Below are 24704 nucleotides of genomic sequence, written 5' to 3' on the forward strand. Positions count from 1 at the left end.
TGTTACGCTATACCTTAATGAAGGTTGTGTAGAGTTCTGTAGCTGATAGTATCAGTAGAACTGTCCATAATAGTGTTCTGAGCGTATTTACTTTTACTAATTTACGAATGTTTTCTTCTGTATTTGATTGATTTTCAATGTTTTGATGGACTGGTACTGCGTGTAAGAAAGTGGATAACCATATAATGATTACTAACCCAGAATGGGTTAAATGAACTATGCTAAAATCGTACAAAGTGTAATAAAAAGAAATTATAAGTTCGCTGAGCATCAGTGGTAAAACAAAATAACTGATTAACCTCTGGTAGCGGTTATGCCAAAAACTAAGTTTTTGTACATCAGTATATTGAAATGAAGGATAAATGATTACCTGAACCAGCCATGCCAACATAAAAAGGCAGCAATCAATTAAGAGTTTCGTGAGTAGCAGCATAAAATTGGATTACGGGATTAACACTATTTGCTGCAAGGTGTTTAACAGCCATGCCTAAAAAAATGCTGCACTATGAAGTGCGCCAATTGAATCAAGATGCTGAATGGATAATTCTCATCCATGGAGCAGGAGGGAGTACTGCAACGTGGAAGCATCAACTTCCGGCTTTCAAAGATTATTATAACCTTTTGCTCATGGATTTAAGAGATCATGGTGAAACTGGCAAACTTGATGAAATAGAGCAATACAATTTTGGTCTAATAACAAAGGATATAGTAGAGGTGATTGATTATTTAGGTATTGAAAAAGCACATTTTGTTACGCTATCCTTTGGAAGTGTTATTCTGCAAGATTTGAGTTTAAGATATCCTCATTTAGTTCTGTCAGCTATTTTTGCCGGTGGAATTTTCAAACCCAATTGGGCTATCAAGAGCTTTGTTTATCTGGCTAAAATTTTAAATATCATTCTGCCTTATAAGTGGATGTATAGTGTTTTCTCTTATCTGTTGATGCCCAGGAAACACCACCAATTATCGAGAAAAATATATCAAAGACAGGCTACTAAAATTCAGCCTAAAGCTTATATGCGTTGGGTAGGTTTGTATAAAGAGTTCTTTGAATTACTGAATAGGTACTTTTATCAAGAGATAAACTTTCCGGCCTTAGTGGTGATGGGATCAGAGGATTACGTTTTTCTAGCCTCAGCCAATAAGTTTGTAGAACTTCATTCTAGAGCTAAGCTTAGGGTAATTAAACATGCAGGTCATATTTGTAATATTGATCAATACCAGAAGTTTAATGAATTGGCACTATCATTTATTAGCAATTCTCAAACTTCAGATTTACCAACTTGATATGCCCAATAAATGAAAAGTGGGTGTATAACTATTAATCTCGCCCAGCCAATAAAAGGATGAACACAAAGTCCGTCAACTACGCATGAACCTAATTGGATGAAATAGATATGTGATGGAATAAAGGCAATGAGCATTAAAATGAGCACTCCAGCACAAAGGCTTCTCATTTTTGTAGAGAATACTCCTACACCTAATATTATTTCAATCAAGCCACTGCTTATATTAATTGAATGGTGGTAAGGCAAATAATCAGGTATAAGCGGGTAATAAAACTGGGGATTCACAAAATGATTGATGCCGGCCAGCACATAAAATACTGCCATTAGGTAAACAGAAACCTTTGAGCTAAGTAAGCTTCCAAGCTTTTTCATCGTTAACAGTTTTAAGAATCATGAAAAAAGGAATCCACCAAATTAGGTCATTTGTAATAAGTGTATAAAAGAATTCGAAAGGCACTTTTCCAGTCAAATAGTTGAATATAAAACCCAAAGGTCCCAAAATCTTCCCTAAAAAACCCACTGCTACAATCGGCCAATGTACCAACGGATTATATGATGCCCACCAATAGCCTAATCCGTAAACACCTATCACCATACCCATGCCTTGCCAAACCATGGGGTGATTAATAGGCTCCATGCCTACTAAGTTAAAGAAATGCTGGGGAAAGAGTACTACCCAAGCACCCCAAATAATGTTATATATAGCGGCTACTTTAAGTGTTATTTTGTAAAAATTTTCTTTTTGCATCGATTAAGTGTAATAAAAGTAGGTTAAATACGATATCTGATAAGATTAATAGGCCTTTTCTAAAAGGATGTTATTAATTTTACAATCATCAACCTATATTTAGAATCAGTTGTTATAATTTTTGTGTAATGAAGTATTTAAGTATGAAGTCATTCTTTTTGAGTGTTGTATTATTTGTTCTAGTTGTTGGTCAAGCTTTTGCTCAGGCAGAAGAGGAGAATATTCCTCAAAAGTTAAGCGATCAATATAAAGACATGATTGAGAGCAGCGAAACGTTTCAGCAGTATAAGGTAATTCCTATTACCAAAATGAATGGTTTTGGTGAGGCTATGAAAGACACCTTAAGCAGGTATAGAAATAATATCGTAAGTATTAAGAATGAAAGAGATGCTGTAGAAGAAAACAATGACAGCTTGCAACAGCAATTGGCCGATGTAAAAATTGAACTTACAGAAACTCAGAAGGAAGTTGATAGCATGAACTTCTTTGGTATTCTTATTACGAAATCTGTTTATAATGTCATTTTATGGGGTATTGTAATAGGCTTAGTAGTGCTATTGATATTTTTATATTTGGCTTTTTTAAATGCCAATAGGGTAGCCAAGCAAGCAAAGAATGACAAAGTGAGGGTAGATGAGGAGCTTGAAGATTTAAGAAAAACAGCTCATGATAAACAAGTAAAAATTAAGCGAGAGTTGCAGACGGCTCTCAATAAACTTGATGAGCTCAATAAATAAGAAAAGGAGACCAAAAGGTCTCCTTTTCATTTCCTACCATTTTTAATTTCAGTCGAAATTAAAGGGGCATAATTAACCTATCAACTGAATAGGTAATTAAATTATCTTTTTCCAACTTCTCCTCAAGTAGAGTGGAGTTTTCAATGATTACTGATTCATTTACGTGCACTACTGTTAGTTCGCTACCTTCAGCAGTGTTAAGGGTCTTGTAATTTTGCAAATCATTTATATCCATCTTTTTAGGGATGATATGGTACGATAGGACTTTTTCTAATTGATTTTGATTTTCTTCTTGTAAGAAGTTCTCATAAACATCTTTAGGTAAAGTTTGAAAAGCTCTGTTGGTGGGCACAAGTAGTGTATAATCATCAAGTTCACTTAACTTCACCTTCAGGTTCGTATTATTTAATGCCTTTACGAACATAGAATACTCCGGGATTTCACCCATTTCTTTTATTAATTTTTCGGTGGCTTTAAGTTTCTTTTTATCGGTTGGGTCGTTCTTTTTGGAGGCTATTACGGTTGTACTAATTACTGTAGCGACTAAAAGTCCTATTATTAAAAGTAAATTGCGTTTCATAGTGTTAGCAAGTTTAAATATTCTCTAAAAAATAATTTACTTACTAACAGCGCTTGTTTATTTTTGTTTAAATAAAATTAAAAATAATTAAACAAAACTAGTATTCTGATCTATTCTCAGGATCGTATTTTACGAACAAATTAATGTAGATGCTTCTTGAGAGTCTAAAAGTGATTGGTATGAGCACTAAAGAAAGGCCTACAGAAATACTAATGATTAACCATAATTGAGCAAATCCTAAGATATTTAATGCTGTAAATACAGTTATGATCAGTGCTACCTGCATTGCATAACTCACATACATGGCACCATCAAAAAATGAGGGTTCCGACATATAACGCAAATTGCAATTGGGACAATTTGTGTGCATTTTTTGAAAGCTCTTTATTTTATAAGGACCTGATACAAAAAGATCACCTTCATGACATCTAGGACACTTATAATTTAAAATACTATAGAGCTTGGTACCTTTCTTCATAGTCAAAAAATTAGGTATTCAACCATCTCCAAAATTTCCCTAATGCGGTTTTAGGAGTAGGTTTTGTTTCAGTTTTACCCTCATAAGCAAGGGTGGTGGTTTGTTGTTTCTTTTTAGGCTTTTTCTTTTTCTGTAACTGTTGCTGAGGCTTTAAAACATTTTCTTTGTAATAAGCTTCTCGTTGCTTTTTCCTGGCTTTTTCTTCAGCTATGCGCTTTTGCTCAGCTTTTTTCTTTTCCTTCTCTCTAATTTGCTGAGGACTCAATTCTTTCCTTCTACCTTTCTTTTGGTGCTTTTTATAAGGTTTTCTAGAGTTACTTCTTGATTGTTTTTTCTCTGAAGTTTCTTCTGCCTTTTCTTCTTTTGCTTCCTTAGGTTTTGGCTCAGGTAAGTCAATTTTGCCCACCACATTTAGGCCTTGTAAGGTGACTTTAGGAGCTTTGATGACAACTTCTTCCTCCTCATTATCTTCATCTAATTCATCTGATGATTCTTTAGCTTCCTGTTCTTCCAGAAGGTCTGTTACAGTTTTGTACTTGGAAGAAGGTTTAACCTCTTCAATATGTTGAGGAGTTGTTAATTCCTTAATATTTTCTTGTTCTTCTTCCTCAGCTTTATGAGAGTTTGTTTCTTCTACAATATCGGAACTGGGCATTTCATCAGAAGTCTCTGGTTTTGCTTCTGTTTGATCAGCCACTTCGTTAGGCTCATCTTCTACTTTATCAGCTACTTCATCTTCAAGCTTTGCCTCAGCAGCTACTATTTGATCTTCCTTTACCGTATCAATTTCGGGTTCGGAGGTAATAGTTTTCTCCTCTTTAATTGGAACACCATAATAATTGAATAGCAATTCAATATGATCTTCCTCTAATTTGGTATTAGAGTCCTTGATGATTTCAATTTCACGCTTTTTAAAAAAGGAAACTATCTCATCAGTAGTAATTGTCAGCTTTCTGGCGGCTTGAGCAAGTCTCATGGGTAAAAAATTGGCTGTAGGTTGTAAGAAAACAGCAAGCTCAAAGGCTTGCTGTTTGTTATTGTTTATTCACCTTGTCCTAATGAAAAGGCAATTTGACCATCAAATTTATATAGGTTTTCAGTCTTGATTACATCAAAACCTGCTTTAATAAGTTGAGCTTGTAATTCAACTACTTCTGTAGCTGCTACATCACTGTAATCATATTTGCCATCAACCTTTTCGGCATTTTTGGCGATGTATCTGCAACGCCAGTGATCAGTACAGAATGTAGATTTCATTCCTCCGGGATATACCTTTACCCCACGGTTTGTAATCATTTTCAGCATTAAAGCATCTTTTGAAGCTTCAGTAAGTGCATCGCCAAATTTTTCTGCATTTCTATCTTTATGATCAATAAACACATCTACACCCACTAAAGTCTTTTCACGCGGCTCATGCTCAGTGTCAGCAATGATGATTCTGGTATCTTCAGTACCAAATTTAATTTTCTTGAAGTGCTCTGGATTTTCACCTAGTCGCTCAATTACGGCATCAGCGAATTCGTTTGTGTTAAGTTTCTTTTTACTGATTGACTCATTATAAATGTCACCAGTGTGCATGCCATCTTCAATAGTTTTTAACCATGCATTCTGAATAAAGGCTGCTTTTTCAGCTTCACCAAAATATTGTAGCATTTGAATAGCACCATGCAACAAACCAGATGGGTTAGCGATACCTTTACCTGCAATATCCGGAGCTGAACCATGAATGGCTTCAAACATGGCATATTCCTGACCGATATTAGATGAACCTGCTAAACCAACAGATCCTGAAATTTCTGCTGTAATGTCTGATACAATATCGCCATAAAGGTTAGAGGTAACTAGTACATCATAATCTTCGGGTCTATTAGCAATTCTGGCAGAGGCTATATCAATAATCTGGCTTTCCGCTTCAATATCCGGGTAATCTTTTGCTATTTCTTTAAATATGCTGTGGAAAAGACCATCAGTAATTTTCATGATGTTATCCTTTACCAGACAAGTAACCTTTTTACGGTTAAACTTTTTAGCGTATTCAAAGGCATAACGAACGATTTTCTCAGTACCAGGCCTTGAAATTAGCTTTAAACACTGCGTTACTTCGTCAGTTTGTTGGTGCTCTATACCGGCATATAAATCCTCTTCATTTTCACGAATCATCACTATGTCCATCTTTTCATGATCGGTTTTTACATACGGATGGTACGAAACAGCAGGACGAACATTGGCAAAAAGCCCAAGTGATTTTCTAATAGTAACATTTAAACTTTTATAACCCTTGCCTTGTGGAGTGGTAATAGGCGCTTTCAGAATTACTTTTTTATTATGTATGGCTTCCCAAGCTTCTTCGGTGATGCCTGATGTATAACCGTTCAGAAATGCTTTTTCACCAATTTCAATATGAGTGGCATCTAATTTAACATTAGCGGCATCTAATATTTTGAGTGTAGCATCCATGATTTCAGGACCAATGCCGTCACCTTTTGCTACTACTATAGGTAAAGTTTTTGTTGGGGTGTTAAGTGATTTTTCCAAACTTGATGTGTTTTCCATTGTGAAAATATATTGAAGCTTTTAATTACATTATCGAATAGCTTAACTAAAAAGCTGAGTGATAGTTGCATTAAGCTGCAAAAGTAAAGCGAAAGCACTTGTAATCAAAGTTGAGGCATCTATATGTTGCTACAGAAGTAAGATTGAGACGTAAGTTTTAGACAAGTTCTGGCTCTAATGTATCGGTTGGTAAAGTTACGCCAGGTGGTAAATCTAAGACAGGATCGTTTGAGGGATTAAATTGACCACCATCACCATTATTGTCATCATCATCTGAGTTATTGCTCCTCTTATTGAAAAATTTAATGAAATATACGAGAAGTACCAGACAACTTGCTATTAAAATGATGAGATCTATGTTGGGTTTATTGAAGTCCACACCTATAAGTTAGTATATTCCAAAGGATGAATAAAGTCTTTGATCGAAAATCTTTGAATATCTATACTTTATTGATTTTAAAAATCGAACTTTACCTGAGTTAATCTTTAACTTTATGAATACTCGGTTCTTCTTCAAAACATAGCATAAACAAATCAGGAGGCAATTTAGACTTTTTTAAAGAAGGAACTTTTTAGTACTATTGTAGATTAACACATTTGATTTTATATAGCACGTACTGCATGAGAAAACTTTATATATTTTTATTTTTCGTTTTTGCTAGCAATCAACTTCTCGCTCAGTTAGATACACGTCATTATATTCCACCTTTTTATGGCAGAGAAGATAGGGCAGAAGGTAGTGGTGAAGACATATATTTATTAATAAGTACACCACAGACAACCCCATTTGATGTTAAGGTTACAGATGGTGCAGGTAATGAATTATCTTTCTCACCGGTAACGGTAAGTAGGTCAAACCCGGCAAATATTTCTTTAAGTTCTGAGGCGTCATCTACCAAAGGCCCAGGCACTAAGTTTCTGATTGATGATTCGCAGCTGGCTACAGTACAAACTGATGAGGGTTTAATTTTAACCGCAAATAAAGCCTTTTTTACAAGTATCAGAGTTGATGAAAGTGCTCAGGCCGGTTTTTTAACTTCCAAAGGAACTGCTGGTTTTGGTAAAATTTTTAGATCGGGTCATATATGGAATGTTAGTCAGGATGCTTTTAGAAAATCTCATTCTATCGGCTTTATGGCTGTTGAAGACAATACTACTGTTGAAGTGAGTGATTTTGGGGCAGTGGACTTTGAAAATGTTGATGAAAGTAGTGGTTCAATAACAGTAAGTTTAGACGCTGGGGAATCCTATGTATTAACAGCTTTTGCAGATGGCGCAGCAGCCAACCTTAATGATGTAAACGGTACCTTGATTACTTCTGATAAGTTTATCGTGGTAAACTCAGGTTCCTGGCTGGCAGGCTCTCCCAGCGATGGTGGACAAGCTGGTAGAGACATAGGAATAGATCAAATAGCTCCTGTAGATCAAACAGGTTTTGAATACATCCTTGTAAAGGGAGAAGGTACTGCCAACGAAAATGTTATAGTAGTTTCGGGTATAGATGGTACCAATATTTACTTAAATGGATCAACAGTTCCATCAAACACTTCGCCACTTGATGCCGGAGATTATCTGAGATTCACCGCTTCAGACTACACAGCTAATGATAATATGTATCTAAGCTCTAATCAGCCTGTGTATGTATATCAGGGCTTGAATGGTAGTGTTAGCACCAATGAAAGGCAGGAAGGTTTGAATTATATGCCTCCTATAGTGTGCTTAGGTGGTACAAATGTTGATATGCCAGATATCGATCAACTGGGAAATCCTATTATACAAATTATAGCTGAAGCGGGTGAATTGGTTACGGTAACTGATGAATTAGGAAATACAACTGACGTTACCTCATTAGCTCAGCCTGTGTCAGGAAATAGTAATTATGTTACTTATAAAGTGGGTGGATACTCAGGTGATGTAACTGTTGAAAGTCCCAGACCAATAAGAGTTTCTTTAACCGTAGAAAGTGGAAATATTGGTGGTGCAGGCTTTTTCTCTGGTTTTACATTAACACCTGTAATAGAAACACCCAATGGTTATAGTTCAGTAACATGCATACCCGATAACTTGCCTGTAACTATTACTGCTGCTGGTTTTGATTCATACCAATGGTATAGAGATGGAGTTTTGATACCCGGAGAAACTACTTCTAATTTGGATGTAACTGCTCCTGGTAATTATACTGCCAGAGGTTCAATCGCAGGTTGCATATCATCAGAGCAATCTTTCCCTCTTAATATTTCCTTATGTCAGGATGATTTGGGTATAGCAAAAAATACTGTAGCCAATGTTAATAGCTCAGGAGCTATTTTTGATATTACTTATGATTTAATTGTAACCAATTATAATCCTACAAATCCTGCCAATAACCTTCAAATAATTGAAGATATTGAGTACGGTGTTCCTGCTGGAGCAACCGTTAGTTTAACAAGTGCACCTTCAATTATTAGTGGTTCACTTTCTTCAGGAGGTATAAACCCTAATTACGATGGTGTAACAGATCAGCAATTACTAACTACATCAAATGATAGTCAGGATGCTTCGTTGGTGGCATCTGGTTCTTTTATAATTCGTTATTCAGTTCAAGTTGATGTTACCACTGCCACCCAACCAAGTTATTATAGTCAATCAGTAGTAACATCTAAATCAACAGGACCTAATGATGGTGTTACAGGACCTTTTGAAAGTCAGGATTTTTCTGATGCAGGAACTAATCCGGATCCAAATGGCAACAACGATCCTACAGAAGATGGTGAAAATGATATCAACTCGGAGTGCCTCATCAATTATGACATAGATTATGGTTCTTCCACCTTCTATACTAATAATGCAGATCCAACCCCTACAGTTAATGGACTTACCGGGGGTGAATTTTCATCAACTTTCGGTTTAACAATTGATAGATTTACCGGGCAGATTGATGTATCTAATTCTGTTGTGGGTTCTTATGTTGTAACCTATGATTTTGGAGGCTTGTGCCCAGTAACTGCTTCAGTCAATATTGCATTAGCACCTTATGTAAACAGACTTTTTACCAGTGATTTTACACCCGTAATTACAGGTGCCAATGGTTTAGGTGCTGGTCAACCTCCGGGCGAGACTGTGGAAGTAACTGTAAATGGAGCAACTTATACTGTAATTCCTGATGGAAATGGAAGATGGAGTGTGGATACAGAAAATGATACGCCTACTTCAGGTACATTACAAGCTTTTACTGATGGATCAGTTTATGATGTGGAAGTGAGAGTAACTGATGTTAATCTAAATGTTCAAACTGATGTTACAGTTGATGAGCTATTGATAGATGCCAGTGCACCTGTGGCTCCAACTGTAAATGAATTATATACTGATGATACTACACCAACTTTAACAGGTACTAATGGTTTAGGAACGTCTCAACCATCAGGTGAAACTTTAAGGGTTACTGTCAACGGAGCAACTTATGTTGTTGTGCCAGATACCAATGGCGATTGGGAGTTAAATGTGGGAACTGACCCTATTAATAGTGGCTCACTAGGTAGTTTTTCCGATAATACCTATGAAGTTTTAGCCATTATTACTGATTTAGCAAGTAACAGCACTGCTGATGCTACCACCAATGAATTAACTATCGATACAACAAATCCGAATGTTCCAACAGTTAATACTTTAAGTACTAATGATAACAGCCCTGTAATAACAGGCACCTGGGATGACATAGATGGCGTATTTTTGAGAGTTAATTTTAATAGTGTAACCTATGAACTTGGCGCTAATCCTGAATTAACATCAGATGGATCAGGAAATTGGTCATTGGATTTGTCAGCTCTTAACTTGGCTGATGGCTTATATGACGTTAATGTTTTGTCATCAGATCGTGCTGGCAACTCTTCAACGGATACTACAGTAGATGAGGTCTTTATAGATGCAACTGCTCCTACAGTAAGCATCCAAGGAGCACCTTTTTCTACAAATAGCGCAGCAACTTTTACGATTACTGTAGTTTTTTCGGAGAATGTAACTGACTTTGATATTGCTGAATTGGTTGTTACCAATGCAACAACTTCTAACTTTAATGCAGTTGATGCGCAACAATATGAAATAGATATAACACCAGATTTGAATGGAGATATCACATTCAATGTAAATGCTGCAGTAGCAGTAGATGCGCTTAACAATGATAATACAGCGGCTACAGAAGTAGTAACTTTGTTCGATAACATGGCACCAGCGGTACCAACGGTAAATTCGCTCATCACTAACAATACTTCACCTACTATTTATGGTACAAATGGACTATCAGCTAGTCAGCCAGCCGATGAAACCGTAGTTGTACAGGTAAATGGTGCAACTTATAATGTAATACCAGACGGTTCTGGAGTATGGTCAATAAATTTAGGCAGTGCCACTCCTGACGCAGGTACTTTAGGAACTTTTGCTGATGGTAATCAATATGATATAGCAGTCACCATAACTGATTTTGCCGGTAATAGCAGTTCAGATGCTACAACAGATGAGCTGACAATAGATACTACTTCACCAGTAATTCCAACAATTTCAGCGCTTGTCACCAATGATGATAGCCCTATTATAAACGGGACAGCTGAAGCTAATTCAACCATTACCATGATATTGGATGCCGTTACGTTTGAAACTACAACCGATGTAAGCGGAAACTGGTCAATAGATACAGAAAATGATACGCCAATATCCGGAGGACCTTTTATAGGATTAGCCGATGGTACCTATAATGTTTCTGTAAGAAGTACGGATGCAGCTGGTAATTTTACTGATGACGTTACCACAAATGAATTAACAATTGACAGTGCTGTACCTACAAATCCGACAGTAGATGTGCTGTATACCCAAGATCAGACGCCTGTTATCACAGGAACTAATGGATTGGGAATTTCACAACCAGCAGGTGAAACACTTGAGGTGACTGTTAATGGAGCCACTTACTTGGTTGTTCCTGACGCTAGTGGTGATTGGTCAGTTGATACTGAAACTGAAACACCTGATTCAGGAACGTTAGGAGGCTTTTCAGAAGGCGTTTATGAGGTAGAAGCTACCATTAGTGATGTAGCAGGAAATAGTGCTAGCGATGCTTCATCTAATGAATTAACAATTGATATTACAGCACCTTCGATACCAACTATCGATCCACTTATAACAAGTAATACAAGTCCTACAATTACGGGATCAGCCGAAGCTAATACTTTTATTTCAGTGACTCTAAATGGGGTAACTTTCGAAGTTGTGGCTTCATCACTAGGCAACTGGACGGTTAATACCTCAACTGATACCCCAACTGCTGGAGGGCCTTTTAATGCCTTAACTGATGGTTTTTATGAAGTTGAAGTAAGCAGCACGGATTTGGCTGGGAATAGTAGTTCTGATGATACCAACAATGAGTTAGAAATTGATACCTCATTGCCAACAGCTCCAACCATAGACCAATTAGCCACTAATAATAATACGCCAATTTTAACAGGCACAAATGGTTTAGGTGCTGCTCAACCAGCAGATGAAAGCATAGAACTTGAAATAGAAGGAGCTACTTTTAACCTAACACCAGATGCCTCTGGAAATTGGTCGCTAAATCTTTCTATAGCTACTCCTGTAAGTGGTTCTTTTACAGCCTTGACTGATGGCATTTACGATATTGTAGTTACAGTTAGTGATAATGCAGGAAATTCAGTTGCTGACGCCTCAACTGATGAACTTAGAATTGACACTACTGATCCTGTTATTCCAACGATTAATGATTTAATAACTAATCAAGCTAAACCGATAATTAACGGAACCGCTGAGGTGGGTTCAGATATAAGCTTGCTAATTAATGGAGTTTCTTTCACCACTGTAACGGCAGCTGATGGTACTTGGGAAATTGACTTAGAGAACGATACACCAACTTCTGGTGGTCCATTAGCTAATCTTAGTGATGGAGTTTATGATATTGCTGTAACTAGTACAGATGATGTTGGTAATTCATCTAATGATACAACTACAGATGAATTAGTGATAGATACTACAGCACCTGTTGTACCTACTATAAATCTATTAGTTACTAATGATAATACACCTCTAATTTCGGGAACTGCAGAAGCCAATAGCACTTTAAATATTGTTTTGGCAGGAGTTACTTTCGAAATTATAGTTCCTGGCGATGGAAATTGGAGTATTGATACTGAATCTGAAACACCAGTTTCAGGAGGGCCTTTTCAACAGTTAGCTGATGGAGCATATGACATTGTATTAACATCTACCGATAAGGCGGGTAATACAAGCAATGATGCCACTACCAATGAGCTAAGTATTGATACAATTGCTCCTGAAATACCAACAATTGATGAAACCACTACAGACAATACTTTGCCTATTATAACTGGAACAGCTGAGGCAGGATCATCAATTCAGGTAACTATTCAAGGAGTAGTTTTTGAAACCCAAGCGATAGGAGATGGTACATGGTCTGTAAGCACAGGAGTTGACTCACCTACTGCTGGAGGTCCTTTTCAGGAACTGGCAGACGGAACCTATGACATTTCAGTAACGAGTACAGATGCTGCTGGTAATTCTAGTGCCGACAATACAATAGATGAACTTACAATTTCTACTGTCAATCTAGGGATCCCTACAGTAAATAGTTTAACCAGTGAAGATGGTTTTCCTACTATTACGGGAACCTGGGACGAAACAAATGCTACTGAGCTTTCAGTACAAGTGGATGGCGTAATTTATGCCTTAGGTGTAGACCCAGAATTAACTACTAATGATGTTAATTGGACACTTGATTTAAGCAGTTTAACAACTCCATTGTCAAATGGAACTTATGATGTGGTAGTAACTACATCAAATGCTGATCAAACCGTGACTGATGAAACCACTGATGAACTAATAGTAGATATTCCTGTAGCTATTGAAGTACCGACTGTAAATACACTAATCAGTGATGATGGACTTCCTATTTTAACAGGAACTTGGGATGAAGTTAATGCGACAAGCCTATCTGTAGAGCTTGATGGAGTTACCTATGCATTAGGCACTGATGCAGCTTTATCTTCAGACGGAAATGGTAATTGGACCCTTGATTTAAGTGGATTAACAACTCCATTGGCAAATGGAACTTATGATGTGGTAGTAACTACATCGAATACCGATCAAACCGTAACAGATGAAACTACTGATGAACTAATAGTAGATATTCCTGTAGCTATTGAAGTACCAACTGTTAATACATTAACCAGTGATGATGGACTTCCTATTTTAACAGGAACCTGGGATGAAGTTAATGCGACAAGCCTATCGGTAGAGGTTGATGGAGTTACTTATGTATTAGGTACCGGTGAACTTAGTGTTGATGGTAATGGTAACTGGACACTTGATTTAAGCGGTCTTACAACTCCATTGGCAAATGGAACTTATGATGTGGTAGTAACTACATCAAATGCTGATCAAACCGCGACTGATGAAACCACTGATGAACTGACGGTGGACATTGTAGATGAAAATATTGACACTGATGGTGATGGCGTATTGGACGTTGATGAGGACATCAATGGTGACGGCATTTTTGATAATGATGATACCGATGGTGATGGTATTCCTGATTATTTAGACACTGATGATGATGGTGATAATGTGCCTACTGCAGAGGAAGATTACAATGGAGATGATGATCCTATGACAGATGATACAGATGGCAATGGAACACCTGATTATTTAGATATGGATGACGATGGTGATGGACTTACAACACTTGAGGAAGATATTGACGGTAACGGAGATCCAAGAAACGATGATACTGATGGTGATGGTATTCCTGATTATTTAGATGCTGAATATAATGGCAGGGCTGATTTAGAAGTAAGTATAACTGTTTCTGAAGCTGATGTTGTAGAAATAGAGGGAGCAGGTGAAGTTCCTCAATACGTGGAAGGCCAAAATGTGACTTACACTATAATTGCAAGAAATTCAGGTCCCGATCCAGCTACTGAGGTTTCCGTTTCAAGTCAGCTTGATACTGACTTAGAATTTCAAGAAGCTACTTCAACCAATGGAAATTACAACGACATTTCTAACAGGTGGACTATTGGTGACATGCAGAGTGGACAAAGTGATACACTTACTGTTGTTGTAAGAATTGCAGGTAAGGGAACCTTAGATCATGAAGTTTTTATCCAGGGTAATGAGAATGATGATAATGAATTGAACAACAGTGATTTTGCTTCCATCTATGTGCTTCAAACTTTTGAGATATCAGAAGGATTTTCTCCCAACGGTGATGGAATAAATGATACTTGGGAAATTGAAGGCATCGAATTATTTCCAAATAATGAGATACAGGTGTTTAATAGATGGGGTAATCGAGTGTTTAGCACTACTTCTTACAATAACCAAACTAACGCATGGGATGGTAGTCCTGCTGGTAATTTGTTAGTGGGAGGTAATAAAGTGCCTGACGGTACTTATTTCTACATAATCGATCTCAATCCTGATACACTTGTGGCAGGTGAGGCTATTGTTAAAGGTTACATTACCATTAAAAGATAAAAAGCTATTCGATGAAATTATCATTCAAAATATATATCATATTACTATTCATTACTGCTTATAACAGTGCAAGAGCGCAACAACAGGTAATGTATACACAGTATATGTTTAATGAATTGGCCATAAACCCAGCATATGCAGGAAGCCATAAAACCTTAAGTTTAACGGCTATTGCCCGTGAGCAATGGGTAGGGCTCGATGGTGCACCTAGCACACAAACTATTTCAGGTCATATGCCCATTGAGAATAAAAATATTGGAGTAGGCTTAATGATGATGTACGATAGGATAGGAGTAACTTCTCAGACAGGAGTTTACGCCAGCTCAGCATACAAAATTGATTTTGATAACAACTTAACTTTGTCAATGGGGCTTTCTGCCGGCTTTACCTATTATAATGCTGAATTAAGTCAAATTAATTCCAGTGATGTAGCTTTTGCAAATGGAGATGTTCGGGCAACAAAGCCTAATGTTGGAGTAGGCTTTTACCTTTCACATGAAAGGTTTTATGCAGGTCTTTCATCACCTCAAATATTGGAACTACAATTTGACAACGACAATCCTGATTCAGATAGCCGTATTGCCAGACACTATTTTTTAACAGGCGGTTATTTGTTTGATGTGAGCCCTATGGTGAAAATAAAGCCTAGTACTTTATTGAAATATGTGCAGGGAGCTCCTTTAAATATAGATTTGAATGCTACTGTTATATTGCAAGAAATGTTTTGGGTAGGACTTTCGTGGAGGTCTTTTGATTCTTTTGATGGCTTACTTCAGTTTCAAGCTACTGATAATTTGCTGATCGGCTATTCTTATGATTTTCTTACTACGAGTGACTTAAAAAGGGTGAATTCAGGATCACATGAAATAATGCTCAACTACCGTTTTAACCTTGGTAAAGGCAAGCTAAGACCAAATTATTTTTAGAAAAAAGGCCGATGATTATATCTGCCTTTTTAATGTTATGCTGTTTTCTGTCCTTGGTGGATTCCTTCTCTGAATTCTTCTACCATCTTGCTGCAGAAAGCTTCTAAATCATCAGGATTTCTACTTGTTACCAAACCTTGGTCAACAACCACTTCTTTGTCCACCCATCTGGCACCTGCATTTTTCAGATCAGTTTTGATACTAGGGAACGATGTCATAATTCTTCCTTGTAATACATCAGCCTCTATTAAACTTTGAGGACCATGACATATAGATGCCACAGGCTTACCTTTCTCAAAAAATGTTTTGATAAAATCTATAGCTTTTTCAGATCTTCTAAGCTTATCAGGGTTTATAACACCACCTGGTAATAGCAATCCATCAAAGTCTTCTTGCTTCACTTCTTCTACTAACTTGTCTACTTCTAAATCAAAACCCCAGTGATCTTGATCCCAGCTTTTTATAGATTTATTTTCAGGTGAAATGATAGTTATTATAGCACCCTCTTCTTCTAATTTTTTTCTAGGAACTGTTAGTTCAACTTCTTCAAAACCTGTTTCAGTTAATATGGCGATATTTTTATTTTGTAATTGACTCATAATTTAAATTTGTATTAATGATTTCTTAATGCTTTAATGAGCTCTTCTTTACTCATTTCACTTCTGCCTTCAATGCCTACTTCTTTGGCCTTATCATAAAGTTCTTCCTTGGTTCGTTCTTCGTAAGGAGTACTATTGTGATCAGGATTGGAAGTGTTGGCTATTCTGGCAGCTTTTTCTTTGCTCATTCCTTTATCACGAAGTGCTTCATACTGCTCTTCGTTTTTTATAGAATTCATTTCCTTTCCCATAGCTTTTATTTTACTAACAAGCTCAGGGTGGGATCATGTTTTAAGAAATCAGGATTTTCTTGGTGGGTCTACCTGTGTACCGGGCTTGCCTTCCTGTGGGTTTAGGTAAATCCTTTGAGTAGGATAAGCAAAATCGATATCATCATGCTGCTTGAATTGGTCGAGAATTTCTTCCCAAATAGCATGTTCTGTTGCTCTTCTCTTTTTAGGTAAGGTGAGGTAGCGAATAGTCAAATTCACACCGCTATCTTTAACAGAGGTGTAAACAATAGGAGTCAGGTTACTGTAGAAAATCATAAATTTCTTTGAAGCTTCCAGCAACCTTCTTTTGGCATTAAATGATAATTCTTCTACCTGGGAATTAACAATAGCCTCTAGTATATTTTTAGCTTTTCTCCAGTCACTTTCAAAAGTAACCAGTACGGACATTTCGTTCCATACATGTGAAAAGCCCTGATTATAATTGGCTTGATGTACTCTGAACACCTCTCCATTAGGAATATGGATGATTCTACCCGTACTTTGATCAGATTCTACCCAATTGCCAATTTCATTAATGGTGAATTGAAAAAATCGAATATCAATAACATCACCAGCAACGCCATCAATTTCAATTCTATCACCTACCACAAAAGGTTTTCTAATAGCTATGAACATCCACGCGGCAATATTTACGATAGGCACTTGCAGGGCAATAGCCAAACCTGCACTTACAAGCCCAAGAAAGGTACCGATAGAATCAATTTTATCAACCCAAATATTGAGTAGTATAAAAATGACTAAAACATAGTAAGCATTTTTGACCCCATTTTTCCATAGGTAGCGGTCTTTGGCATCTTCAAAAGCCTTAAAAATTAAACGAAGGGCTATAAACCTAAGGATGATAAGTGCCAGAACGGCAATTAATGAATACAATATCTTAAACTGCAAATCAGGACTGATTCGCCATTGTTCTTCAACATATTGCATCAAATTTTCAAGCATCCTATTGAGGTTAAATAGCTAAGGTCTTATTTAAAGCGTTGTAATGCAAGTTCACTGACATGATCACCTATTGATAGTGAAGATGTTGCGGCAGGAGAAGGTGCATTACAAACATTAATGGCATTTTTCTCTTCTAAAATAAGAAAGTCATCAATTAAACCACCATTCTTATCGCAGGCCTGTGCACGAACACCTGCACCACCAGGTGTTAAATCATCTTCAGTTATATCTGGTAATAACTTCTGTAGTGCTTCAGTGAATGCACTCTTCGAGAATGACCTGTACATTTCTCCAAATCCTGTTTTCCAATATTTAGAAGCTACCTTCAGAAAGCCAGGATAAGTAAGCGACTCAGTTAATTCCACCAAGTTGAATAAGGATTTTCGGTAACCTTCTCTCTTAAAAGCCAATACTGCATTTGGGCCTGCCTCAATGCCACCATTAATCATTCTGGTGAAATGCACCCCTAAAAATGGGAAGTTAGGATCAGGCACTGGATAAATTAAGTTTTTGACTAAATACTGCTTTTCAGGCTTTATCATATAATACTCACCACGGAAGGGGATGATTTGTAAATCGATTTTACCAGAGGTAAGCTTGGCAATTTTATCAGAATATAAACCAGCACAATTAATCACCAAACTTGACTCATAAGTAGCATCTTGGGTAACTACTTCAGATTTACCTGAAACTTCCCTTATATCCTCTACTTTTTCATTCAGTCTGATTTCTCCACCAGCTTCCTGAAATTTCTCAGCATACTTTAGTGAAACTGCGGTATAATCAATAATACCGGTTTGGGGCACGTGAATTCCACTTATTCCGTTCACATAAGGCTCGTATTCTTTTACTTCATCTCCTACTAAACGCTTCAAGTTTTTTAAACCATTTTGCTTACCCCGCTCTTCAATCATTTGTAAGGTTGGGAGTTCACTTTTATTAGTCGCTACTATGATTTTACCACAAAGCTCATAGGGTACACCTTCGGTATCACAAAATGCTAATAGACGATTATAACCATCAATACAGTTTTTAGCTTTTAAACTTCCCGGCTTATAATATATGCCCGAATGAATAACACCACTGTTATTCCCTGTTTGGTGCTTAGCAAGTGCATTTTCCTTTTCAAGAAGCAATACCGATTTTTTAGGACTTTTTCGCTTAAGTTCATAAGCTGTTGCCAATCCGACTATGCCACCACCAACTATGATTATATCATACATTTTTTTGATCAATTAATGAATTATGAATTATGAATTATCCTTTTATTACTGAATTCAGAATCCTATAACCTAATACCCAATACCAACTTTTTACTCCACAATCACTAAATAATAATTCTTCTTACCACGTTGAACCAGAATGTATTTGTCCTGCAGTAATTGAAAATCCACCTCAGCATTGGGATCTTCCACTTTGTTTTTATTCACACTTACGCCACCACCTTGTATCATCTTTCTGGCTTCACCTTTTGATTTGAATACAATGCCTTGAGTTGTTTCGGCTAAAAATGTAGTGGCATTATCAACGGCAGCAAGTTCATCTTTTGTAATAGTAACTTGTGGTACACCTTCAAAAACAGACAGAAGTGTATCTTCATCAATTGAGGCCAGTTCTTCAGTGGTAGATTTACCAAACAATATGCTAGAAGCCTTCAAGGCCATATCCAAGGCCTCCTGAGAGTGAACGCGCACAGTCATTTCTTCTGCCAAAGCCTTTTGCAATACTCTCAAATGAGGTGCTTGATTGTGCTCTTTCTCTAAAGCTTCAATTTCATCTTTTGATTTTGTGCTGAATATCCTGACAAAGTTACTCATGTCTTCATCAGATGCATTTAACCAAAACTGATAGAATTTGTAAGGAGATGTCTTTTTAGGATCAAGCCAAATGTTACCACTTTCAGTTTTACCAAACTTTGTACCATCTGATTTTTTAATCAATGGAGTAGTAACAGCAAAAGCTTCACCTTGCTCCATTTTACGAATCATTTCAGTTCCAGTGGTAATATTTCCCCATTGATCAGATCCGCCCATTTGAAGTTTACAATTCTCTGCTTTGTATAAATGAAGAAAATCATAACCTTGAACCAGTTGATAGGTAAACTCTGTAAAGCTCATGCCTTCGCTTGATTCTGCCGAGAGCCTTTTCTTAACAGAATCCTTAGCCATCATATAATTTACGGTAATGTGCTTGCCCACATCTCTGATAAAGCCAAGGAAGCTGAAGTCTTTCATCCAGTCGTAATTATTTACCAATTTGGCATTATTGTCAGCACTGGCATCAAAGTCTAGAAACTTCATCACTTGCTTTTTGATGCCTGCTTCATTGACTCTCAATGTTTCTTCATCCAATAAATTTCTTTCTTTTGATTTACCTGATGGATCACCAATCATACCAGTAGCGCCACCTAATAAAACAATAGGTTTGTGGCCTGCATCCTGAAAATGTTTAAGCATCATAATGCCTACTAAATGACCAATATGAAGGGAGTCTGCTGTAGGATCAATACCTACATAAGCTGATGTTAGTTCTTTTGAAAGTTGCTTTTCGATGCCAGGCATCATATCATGAATCATTCCTCGCCATTGTAATTCAGCGATAAAATCTTTTTGCATAATTGTTGGTGTTTTCTGTAGAGCTTGCAAATATAAAAGCCCTGAGAGGTTATTAATAGTTAAATGCTGCTTAATACTAAATATTTTTAGATGGCTAATTAAAGGTATAATATTTCAACCTTTGCTATTACTCAATTATCTTCGCTTTTATTAACATAGAAGTATGGCAAAAACTGCAGAACAAATTCTATCCGACTTAAAGAATAATAATTACGCTCCAGTATATTTTTTACAAGGTGAGGAGCCTTACTTTATTGATTTGATAAGTGATTATATTGAGGCGAATGCTTTAGACGAAAGTGAGAAGGGGTTCAACCAGCGAGTTTTATATGGAAAAGATGTAGGACTATATGATGTAATTTCTGCAGCCAAGAGTTTCCCTATGATGGGACAGCGACAGGTAATTATTGTTAAAGAAGCGCAGGAGCTAGCTGAACTTAAGAAAAAAGATGCAGACCTTGCCGTTTTTGAAAATTACCTGCAGAATCCTCAGCCCTCGACCGTGTTGGTATTTGGACACAAGCATAAAAAGCTGGATAAGCGCAAAAAGATTACAAAAAGCTTAACACAACATGCTGTTTTTCTGGAGTCTTCTAAAATTTATGAAAACAAAGTGCCAGAGTGGATTGAGCAGTTTGTAAAAGCTAAGAATCATAAAATTAATAGGCAGGCCACTATGTTACTTACCGAATATATTGGTAATAACCTGGAGAGGCTTTCTAATGAGATCAATAAAATACTTATCAATTTTAAAGAGCCTGTTGAAATAAATGAGAAGCATGTTCAAGAGTATGTGGGTATTAATAAAGATTACAACATATTCGAACTGCAAAAAGCCATAGTACAAGGCAATGTATTACAGGCAAACAGAATTATTCAATTCTTTGCGGCCGATCCTAAAAACCATCCAGTTATTTTAAGTATTGGGTTCTTAAATAGCTTTTTCACAAAACTATTATTGATTCACCATCATCCTGATAAAAGTGATAGAGGGGTAGCTCAGGCCGCAGGAGTTTCACCTTATATTGCAAAGGAATACATGGCAGCAATCAGAAGATATAATCTTCAGAAAGTGCTTCAAAATTTACAATATATATATGAGGCCGACTTAACCAGCAAAGGCGTTAATGCTTCAATGGCTGATGAACAATTGATGAAAGAATTGTTATTTAAGTTGATGCATTGATTTTGTAATGCAGAGTTTGAAATTTGCTATCAAATAGATCGCTGTTTGATGCTCAAGATAATAAGAGTTTAATTTTTTTCTCATTAAAAGGCTCATAGCCTCTATGTAAAATATAATAATTAGTCGCTTTATTAGTTTAAAGTGCAATTACAATCGTAATCTATGTTTAAGGAGATAATTCTATTAACGATATACTTTGTGAGCTTTCAGCTCACGGCTTTTGCCCAGAAAACCTATGTCGATTATGGCGCTAGCGACCAATATAACAGGGCACTGAATCTATTCAATGATCAGCAATACAATGCTGCCCAAACAATTTTCAATACTTATCTACAAAATGTAGATGAGCGTGCGGCTAATAAGTCTTCGGCTGAATACTACAGTGCTTTAGCCGCTATTTATTTGTTTCAGTCTGATGGTGAAAACAGAATAAAGCAGTTTGTAGATGCTTATCCAAATCACCCCAAAGCTTTAGAGGCTTATTTTCAGTTGGGAAATTTCTATTACAGAGAAAAGAATTACGCAAAGGCCATTCAGTATTATGAGAAAACTAACGAGAAAGTCTTATCTAAAAAGGAATTGAAGAATTTCCAGTTTAAAATAGGCTACTCTTACTTTAGCCGAAAAGCTTTTCAAGAAGCACTTCCTTATTTTAATCAACTTAAGCGTGTTGACAATCAATACCAGTCTGCGGCTTATTATTATGCAGGTTTTATCAATTATGAATTGGCTGATTATGCTCAGGCATTGGTGGATTTGGAGAAAGCAGAAGAAAATGATGCATATAAAGCTAGTGTAGCCGAAATGAAGGCTAATATTTTTTATCAACAGGGAAGATTCTATGAAGTGATTAATTATGTTGAAAGCCTCGATGGAAGGGTTCCTTCAAACATTTACCTAATAGCAGGGGATGCATTCTACGCATTAAAAGAATATGATAAAGCAGCCGAGTATTTCGATAATTACAGGCAAGGATCCAACAAAAGTAATGATAGAGCAGTGCTGTACAGAATGGGCTATGCCGCTTTTAAGGTGAATCAAAACAAAGAAGCCATTGAATTGCTGGAGAAAGTAGGAATAGAAAAGGACTCACTCACGCAATTCAGTACTTATTACTTAGGAAGACTTTATCAACAGGAAAACAATAGCAGATATGCCATTAATGCGTATCAACAATCTAAATCATTAAGTTTTAGTGAGACTATTGCTGAAGAAAGTCATTGGCAGTTATGTCTCTTATTAATCGATAATGCAGATTACTCAAATGCTATTAAAGAGCTATCAGCATTTATAGAAAAATACTCTAATAGCAGTTATGCTACCGAGGCAAACGAATTGCTGAGTCAGGCATATTTAAATACAAATGCCTATGATCTTGCAATTGGCTTTATTGAATCTTTGCCAGAACTGACACCTAAATTAAAGTCTGCTTATCAGAAAGTTACTTTTTATCAGGGAGCCGATTATTTCAATCAGGCAAATTTTTACCAGTCCGTGCAGTCGTTAAAAAAATCAGTAGCCTATCCACAATCTAAGGAATTAGCTGGTAAAGCTTATTTCTGGATGGGTGAGGCTTACTCAACTGGTAAGAAATACAATGAGGCGCTTAAGGCTTATTTATCCTCTTTAGATAGGTCAATTGAGGGAAATGAATGGTATCAAAACTTATTATACGGAACGGCCTATGCGTATTACAATACCAAGCAGTTTCAGAATGCGCTCTTATATTTTAAGAAATATACCAATGCCGGAAAGAAAAATACTTATTTCAGCGATGCACAGCTTCGACTGGCTGATTGCTATTATGTGACCAAAAGATATGGCGAAGCATCAACAACTTACCAAAATTACCTTCGCAATTCTTCTGATCAAATGGATTATGTATACTTCCAACTAGGTGTAGTAAATGCGTTACAAAATAAGAATAAAGAGGCATTTAGTAATTATGAAGAAGTAATCAGTCGTTACAAAAACTCTGCTTACTATGATAATGCGTTGTTCCAAAAAGCGCTATTAACATTTGAATCGAGCAACTATGAATTAGCAGTTAGCCGATTTAAAGAAATGCTCAATCAAGTGCCACAATCTAATTTGGTGCCTTATGCCTTATCCAAAAGAGCAATTGCTTATTACAATTTAAAGCAATATGAGCTGGCTCTGGTGGATTATAAAAACATCTTAAGAAACCATATTACACATCCTACTGCTAATGGCGCATTACTTGGCCTACAAGAAATATATGGTATTAAAAATGAGGAGGGAGACTTTGATAAATTCCTGGCTGCCTACAAGCAGGCTAATCCTAATGATAAGGAGGTTTCTTCAATAGAGTATGACGCTGCAAAATCATTGTATTTCAATCAAAATTATGGCAAGGCAAGCGTAGCATTTAAAAATTATATGGAGAATTACCCTGATAATGCTCTGGCGGAAGAAGCTAAATATTATTTGGCAGACTCTTACTATAGAGCTAAAGAGTATAACAACGCCTTACCTGTTTTTTATGAAGTGCTGGAGGATCAAGATACACCTTTTAAAAAGCGTGCTGTGCAAAAAGTGGCTGAGCTTGAATTGCTGGCAGATAATTATGAGAAATCTTCTAATTATTTCAATCAACTACTAAAACTAGCTGAAAATGCCAGAGATCAATATAATGCCTGGTCAGGCCTGCTTCAGTTAGCTAAAATCAGAAATGATTATGCTGATATCATTAAATATGCTGACTTAATTATCAATAAAGGAAATGTAAATACAAAAGCTATAACAGAAGCTTATGTTAGCAAAGGGATGGCTTATTTTAACCAAGGTAAATATGAGCAAGCTAAAACTGCTTTTTCAGCTGCCATTGAAACCGCTAAAGATGAGAATGCTGCTGAAGCTAAATACATGATTGCATTAATGCAGTATACTAGTGAAGATTATCAAACCTCAATCAATACACTATTTGAGCTTAACAATCAGTTTGCCTCTTTCGATCAATGGTTAGGAAAATCATTTTTATTGATTGCAGATAACTATTATACACTAGGAGAATTGTTTCAGGCTAAGGCAACTTTGAATTCTATTATAGAGAATGCTTCATCTGCAATACTTATTGATGAAGCAAAATTAAAATTGACACTTATTACTCAGGAGGAGCAAAAATTGGATTCAATCCAAAATGCAAGTGATTCTGTTATGGTAACAGACACAGTGAAGGCTCCATTAGATTCAATTCAAGATTAAG

At 36.5% G+C, this 24704-nt stretch carries 19 protein-coding genes; 6 read left to right on the top strand and 13 right to left on the bottom strand.

What is annotated here, in order from left to right; translation table 11 throughout:
* Positions 1-7: 7 nt before the first annotated feature.
* On the bottom strand, positions 8-433 hold the full coding sequence (locus tag JKP34_RS10340; protein ID WP_201920702.1) for a hypothetical protein: 426 nt from the start codon (positions 431-433) through the stop codon (positions 8-10).
* 50 nt (positions 434-483) lie between these two features.
* Between JKP34_RS10340 and JKP34_RS10345 the strand changes: the two genes are divergently transcribed.
* On the top strand, positions 484-1287 hold the full coding sequence (locus JKP34_RS10345; RefSeq protein ID WP_201920705.1) for an alpha/beta fold hydrolase: 804 nt from the start codon (positions 484-486) through the stop codon (positions 1285-1287).
* Here the strand turns inward: JKP34_RS10345 and JKP34_RS10350 are convergent.
* Both JKP34_RS10350 and JKP34_RS10355 read right to left on the bottom strand, forming a co-directional pair.
* Positions 1263-1661, bottom strand: coding sequence for a DoxX family protein (locus JKP34_RS10350; protein WP_201920708.1), 399 nt, complete (start codon positions 1659-1661; stop codon positions 1263-1265). The two genes, JKP34_RS10345 and JKP34_RS10350, sit on opposite strands and share 25 nt — an antisense overlap.
* Positions 1636-2037, bottom strand: a complete 402-nt coding sequence (locus JKP34_RS10355) for an alkyl hydroperoxide reductase (RefSeq protein ID WP_201920710.1) — start codon at positions 2035-2037, stop codon at positions 1636-1638. The genes JKP34_RS10350 and JKP34_RS10355 overlap by 26 nt, the downstream gene beginning before the upstream one ends.
* 128 nt (positions 2038-2165) lie before the next feature.
* Here JKP34_RS10355 and JKP34_RS10360 point away from each other — a divergent pair, with 128 nt between their 5' ends.
* Positions 2166-2774, top strand: a complete 609-nt coding sequence (locus JKP34_RS10360) for a hypothetical protein (RefSeq protein ID WP_201920713.1) — start codon at positions 2166-2168, stop codon at positions 2772-2774.
* Between the two features lie 58 nt (positions 2775-2832).
* Here the strand turns inward: JKP34_RS10360 and JKP34_RS10365 are convergent, their stop codons facing one another.
* From JKP34_RS10365 to JKP34_RS10385, 5 genes are all read right to left on the bottom strand, one after another.
* Complete coding sequence (locus JKP34_RS10365; protein WP_201920716.1) at positions 2833-3354, bottom strand: fasciclin domain-containing protein; 522 nt, start codon at positions 3352-3354, stop codon at positions 2833-2835.
* A gap of 97 nt (positions 3355-3451) precedes the next feature.
* Positions 3452-3688 (bottom strand): DUF983 domain-containing protein, encoded by a 237-nt coding sequence (locus JKP34_RS18435; protein WP_236664959.1) that lies wholly within the window; start codon positions 3686-3688, stop codon positions 3452-3454.
* Positions 3689-3842: 154 nt separating this feature from the next.
* A complete protein-coding gene (locus JKP34_RS10375) occupies positions 3843-4808 on the bottom strand; it encodes a hypothetical protein (RefSeq protein WP_201920722.1) in 966 nt (321 codons plus the stop codon).
* A 65-nt stretch (positions 4809-4873) separates the two neighbouring features.
* A complete protein-coding gene (locus JKP34_RS10380; RefSeq protein ID WP_236664982.1) occupies positions 4874-6289 on the bottom strand; it encodes an NADP-dependent isocitrate dehydrogenase in 1416 nt (471 codons plus the stop codon).
* 253 nt (positions 6290-6542) lie between these two features.
* Positions 6543-6764 carry a hypothetical protein gene (locus JKP34_RS10385; RefSeq protein WP_236664989.1) on the bottom strand — a complete coding sequence of 74 codons (222 nt, stop codon included), beginning with the start codon at positions 6762-6764 and terminating at the stop codon, positions 6543-6545.
* A 242-nt stretch (positions 6765-7006) separates the two neighbouring features.
* Between JKP34_RS10385 and JKP34_RS10390 the strand changes: the two genes are divergently transcribed.
* Both JKP34_RS10390 and JKP34_RS10395 read left to right on the top strand, forming a co-directional pair.
* Positions 7007-14917, top strand: a complete 7911-nt coding sequence (locus JKP34_RS10390) for an Ig-like domain-containing protein (RefSeq protein WP_201920728.1) — start codon at positions 7007-7009, stop codon at positions 14915-14917.
* An 11-nt stretch (positions 14918-14928) separates the two neighbouring features.
* Entirely contained in the window at positions 14929-15843 is a 915-nt protein-coding gene (locus JKP34_RS10395) for a PorP/SprF family type IX secretion system membrane protein (protein WP_201920730.1), read from the top strand.
* A 35-nt stretch (positions 15844-15878) separates the two neighbouring features.
* Here the strand turns inward: JKP34_RS10395 and JKP34_RS10400 are convergent, their stop codons facing one another.
* The 5 genes from JKP34_RS10400 to tyrS form a co-directional block, all read right to left on the bottom strand.
* Positions 15879-16442, bottom strand: coding sequence for a type 1 glutamine amidotransferase domain-containing protein (locus JKP34_RS10400; protein WP_201920734.1), 564 nt, complete (start codon positions 16440-16442; stop codon positions 15879-15881).
* Between the two features lie 14 nt (positions 16443-16456).
* Complete coding sequence (locus tag JKP34_RS10405) at positions 16457-16693, bottom strand: DUF7218 family protein (RefSeq protein ID WP_201920738.1); 237 nt, start codon at positions 16691-16693, stop codon at positions 16457-16459.
* Between the two features lie 48 nt (positions 16694-16741).
* Positions 16742-17677: a mechanosensitive ion channel family protein gene (locus tag JKP34_RS10410; RefSeq protein ID WP_201920741.1), complete on the bottom strand. Its 936-nt coding sequence runs from the start codon at positions 17675-17677 to the stop codon at positions 16742-16744.
* A 26-nt stretch (positions 17678-17703) separates the two neighbouring features.
* Positions 17704-18900 carry an L-2-hydroxyglutarate oxidase gene (gene lhgO / locus JKP34_RS10415; protein WP_201920744.1) on the bottom strand — a complete coding sequence of 399 codons (1197 nt, stop codon included), beginning with the start codon at positions 18898-18900 and terminating at the stop codon, positions 17704-17706.
* 90 nt (positions 18901-18990) lie between these two features.
* Positions 18991-20292: a tyrosine--tRNA ligase gene (tyrS, locus tag JKP34_RS10420; RefSeq protein WP_201920748.1), complete on the bottom strand. Its 1302-nt coding sequence runs from the start codon at positions 20290-20292 to the stop codon at positions 18991-18993.
* A 163-nt stretch (positions 20293-20455) separates the two neighbouring features.
* Here tyrS and holA point away from each other — a divergent pair, with 163 nt between their 5' ends.
* Together holA and JKP34_RS10430 are read left to right on the top strand one after the other, a co-directional pair.
* Positions 20456-21478: a DNA polymerase III subunit delta gene (gene holA, locus JKP34_RS10425; protein WP_201920750.1), complete on the top strand. Its 1023-nt coding sequence runs from the start codon at positions 20456-20458 to the stop codon at positions 21476-21478.
* A 162-nt stretch (positions 21479-21640) separates the two neighbouring features.
* Positions 21641-24703 carry a tetratricopeptide repeat protein gene (locus JKP34_RS10430; protein ID WP_201920753.1) on the top strand — a complete coding sequence of 1021 codons (3063 nt, stop codon included), beginning with the start codon at positions 21641-21643 and terminating at the stop codon, positions 24701-24703.
* The last annotated feature ends 1 nt before the right edge of the window (position 24704 follow it).

Origin of the sequence: Marivirga atlantica, assembly GCF_016734805.1 — a bacterium.
GTDB classification, from domain to species: domain Bacteria; phylum Bacteroidota; class Bacteroidia; order Cytophagales; family Cyclobacteriaceae; genus Marivirga; species Marivirga atlantica.

Bases quoted from the DNA above. Each gene is read 5' to 3' on its own strand.
- JKP34_RS10340 (WP_201920702.1), bottom strand. From the start codon at position 433: ATGCTGCTACTCACGAAACTCTTAATTGATTGCTGCCTTTTTATGTTG.
- JKP34_RS10345 (WP_201920705.1), top strand. From the start codon at position 484: ATGCCTAAAAAAATGCTGCACTATGAAGTGCGCCAATTGAATCAAGAT.
- JKP34_RS10350 (WP_201920708.1), bottom strand. From the start codon at position 1,661: ATGAAAAAGCTTGGAAGCTTACTTAGCTCAAAGGTTTCTGTTTACCTA.
- JKP34_RS10355 (WP_201920710.1), bottom strand. From the start codon at position 2,037: ATGCAAAAAGAAAATTTTTACAAAATAACACTTAAAGTAGCCGCTATA.
- JKP34_RS10360 (WP_201920713.1), top strand. From the start codon at position 2,166: ATGAAGTATTTAAGTATGAAGTCATTCTTTTTGAGTGTTGTATTATTT.
- JKP34_RS10365 (WP_201920716.1), bottom strand. From the start codon at position 3,354: ATGAAACGCAATTTACTTTTAATAATAGGACTTTTAGTCGCTACAGTA.
- JKP34_RS18435 (WP_236664959.1), bottom strand. From the start codon at position 3,688: ATGTCGGAACCCTCATTTTTTGATGGTGCCATGTATGTGAGTTATGCA.
- JKP34_RS10375 (WP_201920722.1), bottom strand. From the start codon at position 4,808: ATGAGACTTGCTCAAGCCGCCAGAAAGCTGACAATTACTACTGATGAG.
- JKP34_RS10380 (WP_236664982.1), bottom strand. From the start codon at position 6,289: ATGGATGCTACACTCAAAATATTAGATGCCGCTAATGTTAAATTAGAT.
- JKP34_RS10390 (WP_201920728.1), top strand. From the start codon at position 7,007: ATGAGAAAACTTTATATATTTTTATTTTTCGTTTTTGCTAGCAATCAA.
- JKP34_RS10395 (WP_201920730.1), top strand. From the start codon at position 14,929: ATGAAATTATCATTCAAAATATATATCATATTACTATTCATTACTGCT.
- JKP34_RS10400 (WP_201920734.1), bottom strand. From the start codon at position 16,442: ATGAGTCAATTACAAAATAAAAATATCGCCATATTAACTGAAACAGGT.
- JKP34_RS10405 (WP_201920738.1), bottom strand. From the start codon at position 16,693: ATGGGAAAGGAAATGAATTCTATAAAAAACGAAGAGCAGTATGAAGCA.
- JKP34_RS10410 (WP_201920741.1), bottom strand. From the start codon at position 17,677: ATGCTTGAAAATTTGATGCAATATGTTGAAGAACAATGGCGAATCAGT.
- lhgO (WP_201920744.1), bottom strand. From the start codon at position 18,900: ATGTATGATATAATCATAGTTGGTGGTGGCATAGTCGGATTGGCAACA.
- tyrS (WP_201920748.1), bottom strand. From the start codon at position 20,292: ATGCAAAAAGATTTTATCGCTGAATTACAATGGCGAGGAATGATTCAT.
- holA (WP_201920750.1), top strand. From the start codon at position 20,456: ATGGCAAAAACTGCAGAACAAATTCTATCCGACTTAAAGAATAATAAT.
- JKP34_RS10430 (WP_201920753.1), top strand. From the start codon at position 21,641: ATGTTTAAGGAGATAATTCTATTAACGATATACTTTGTGAGCTTTCAG.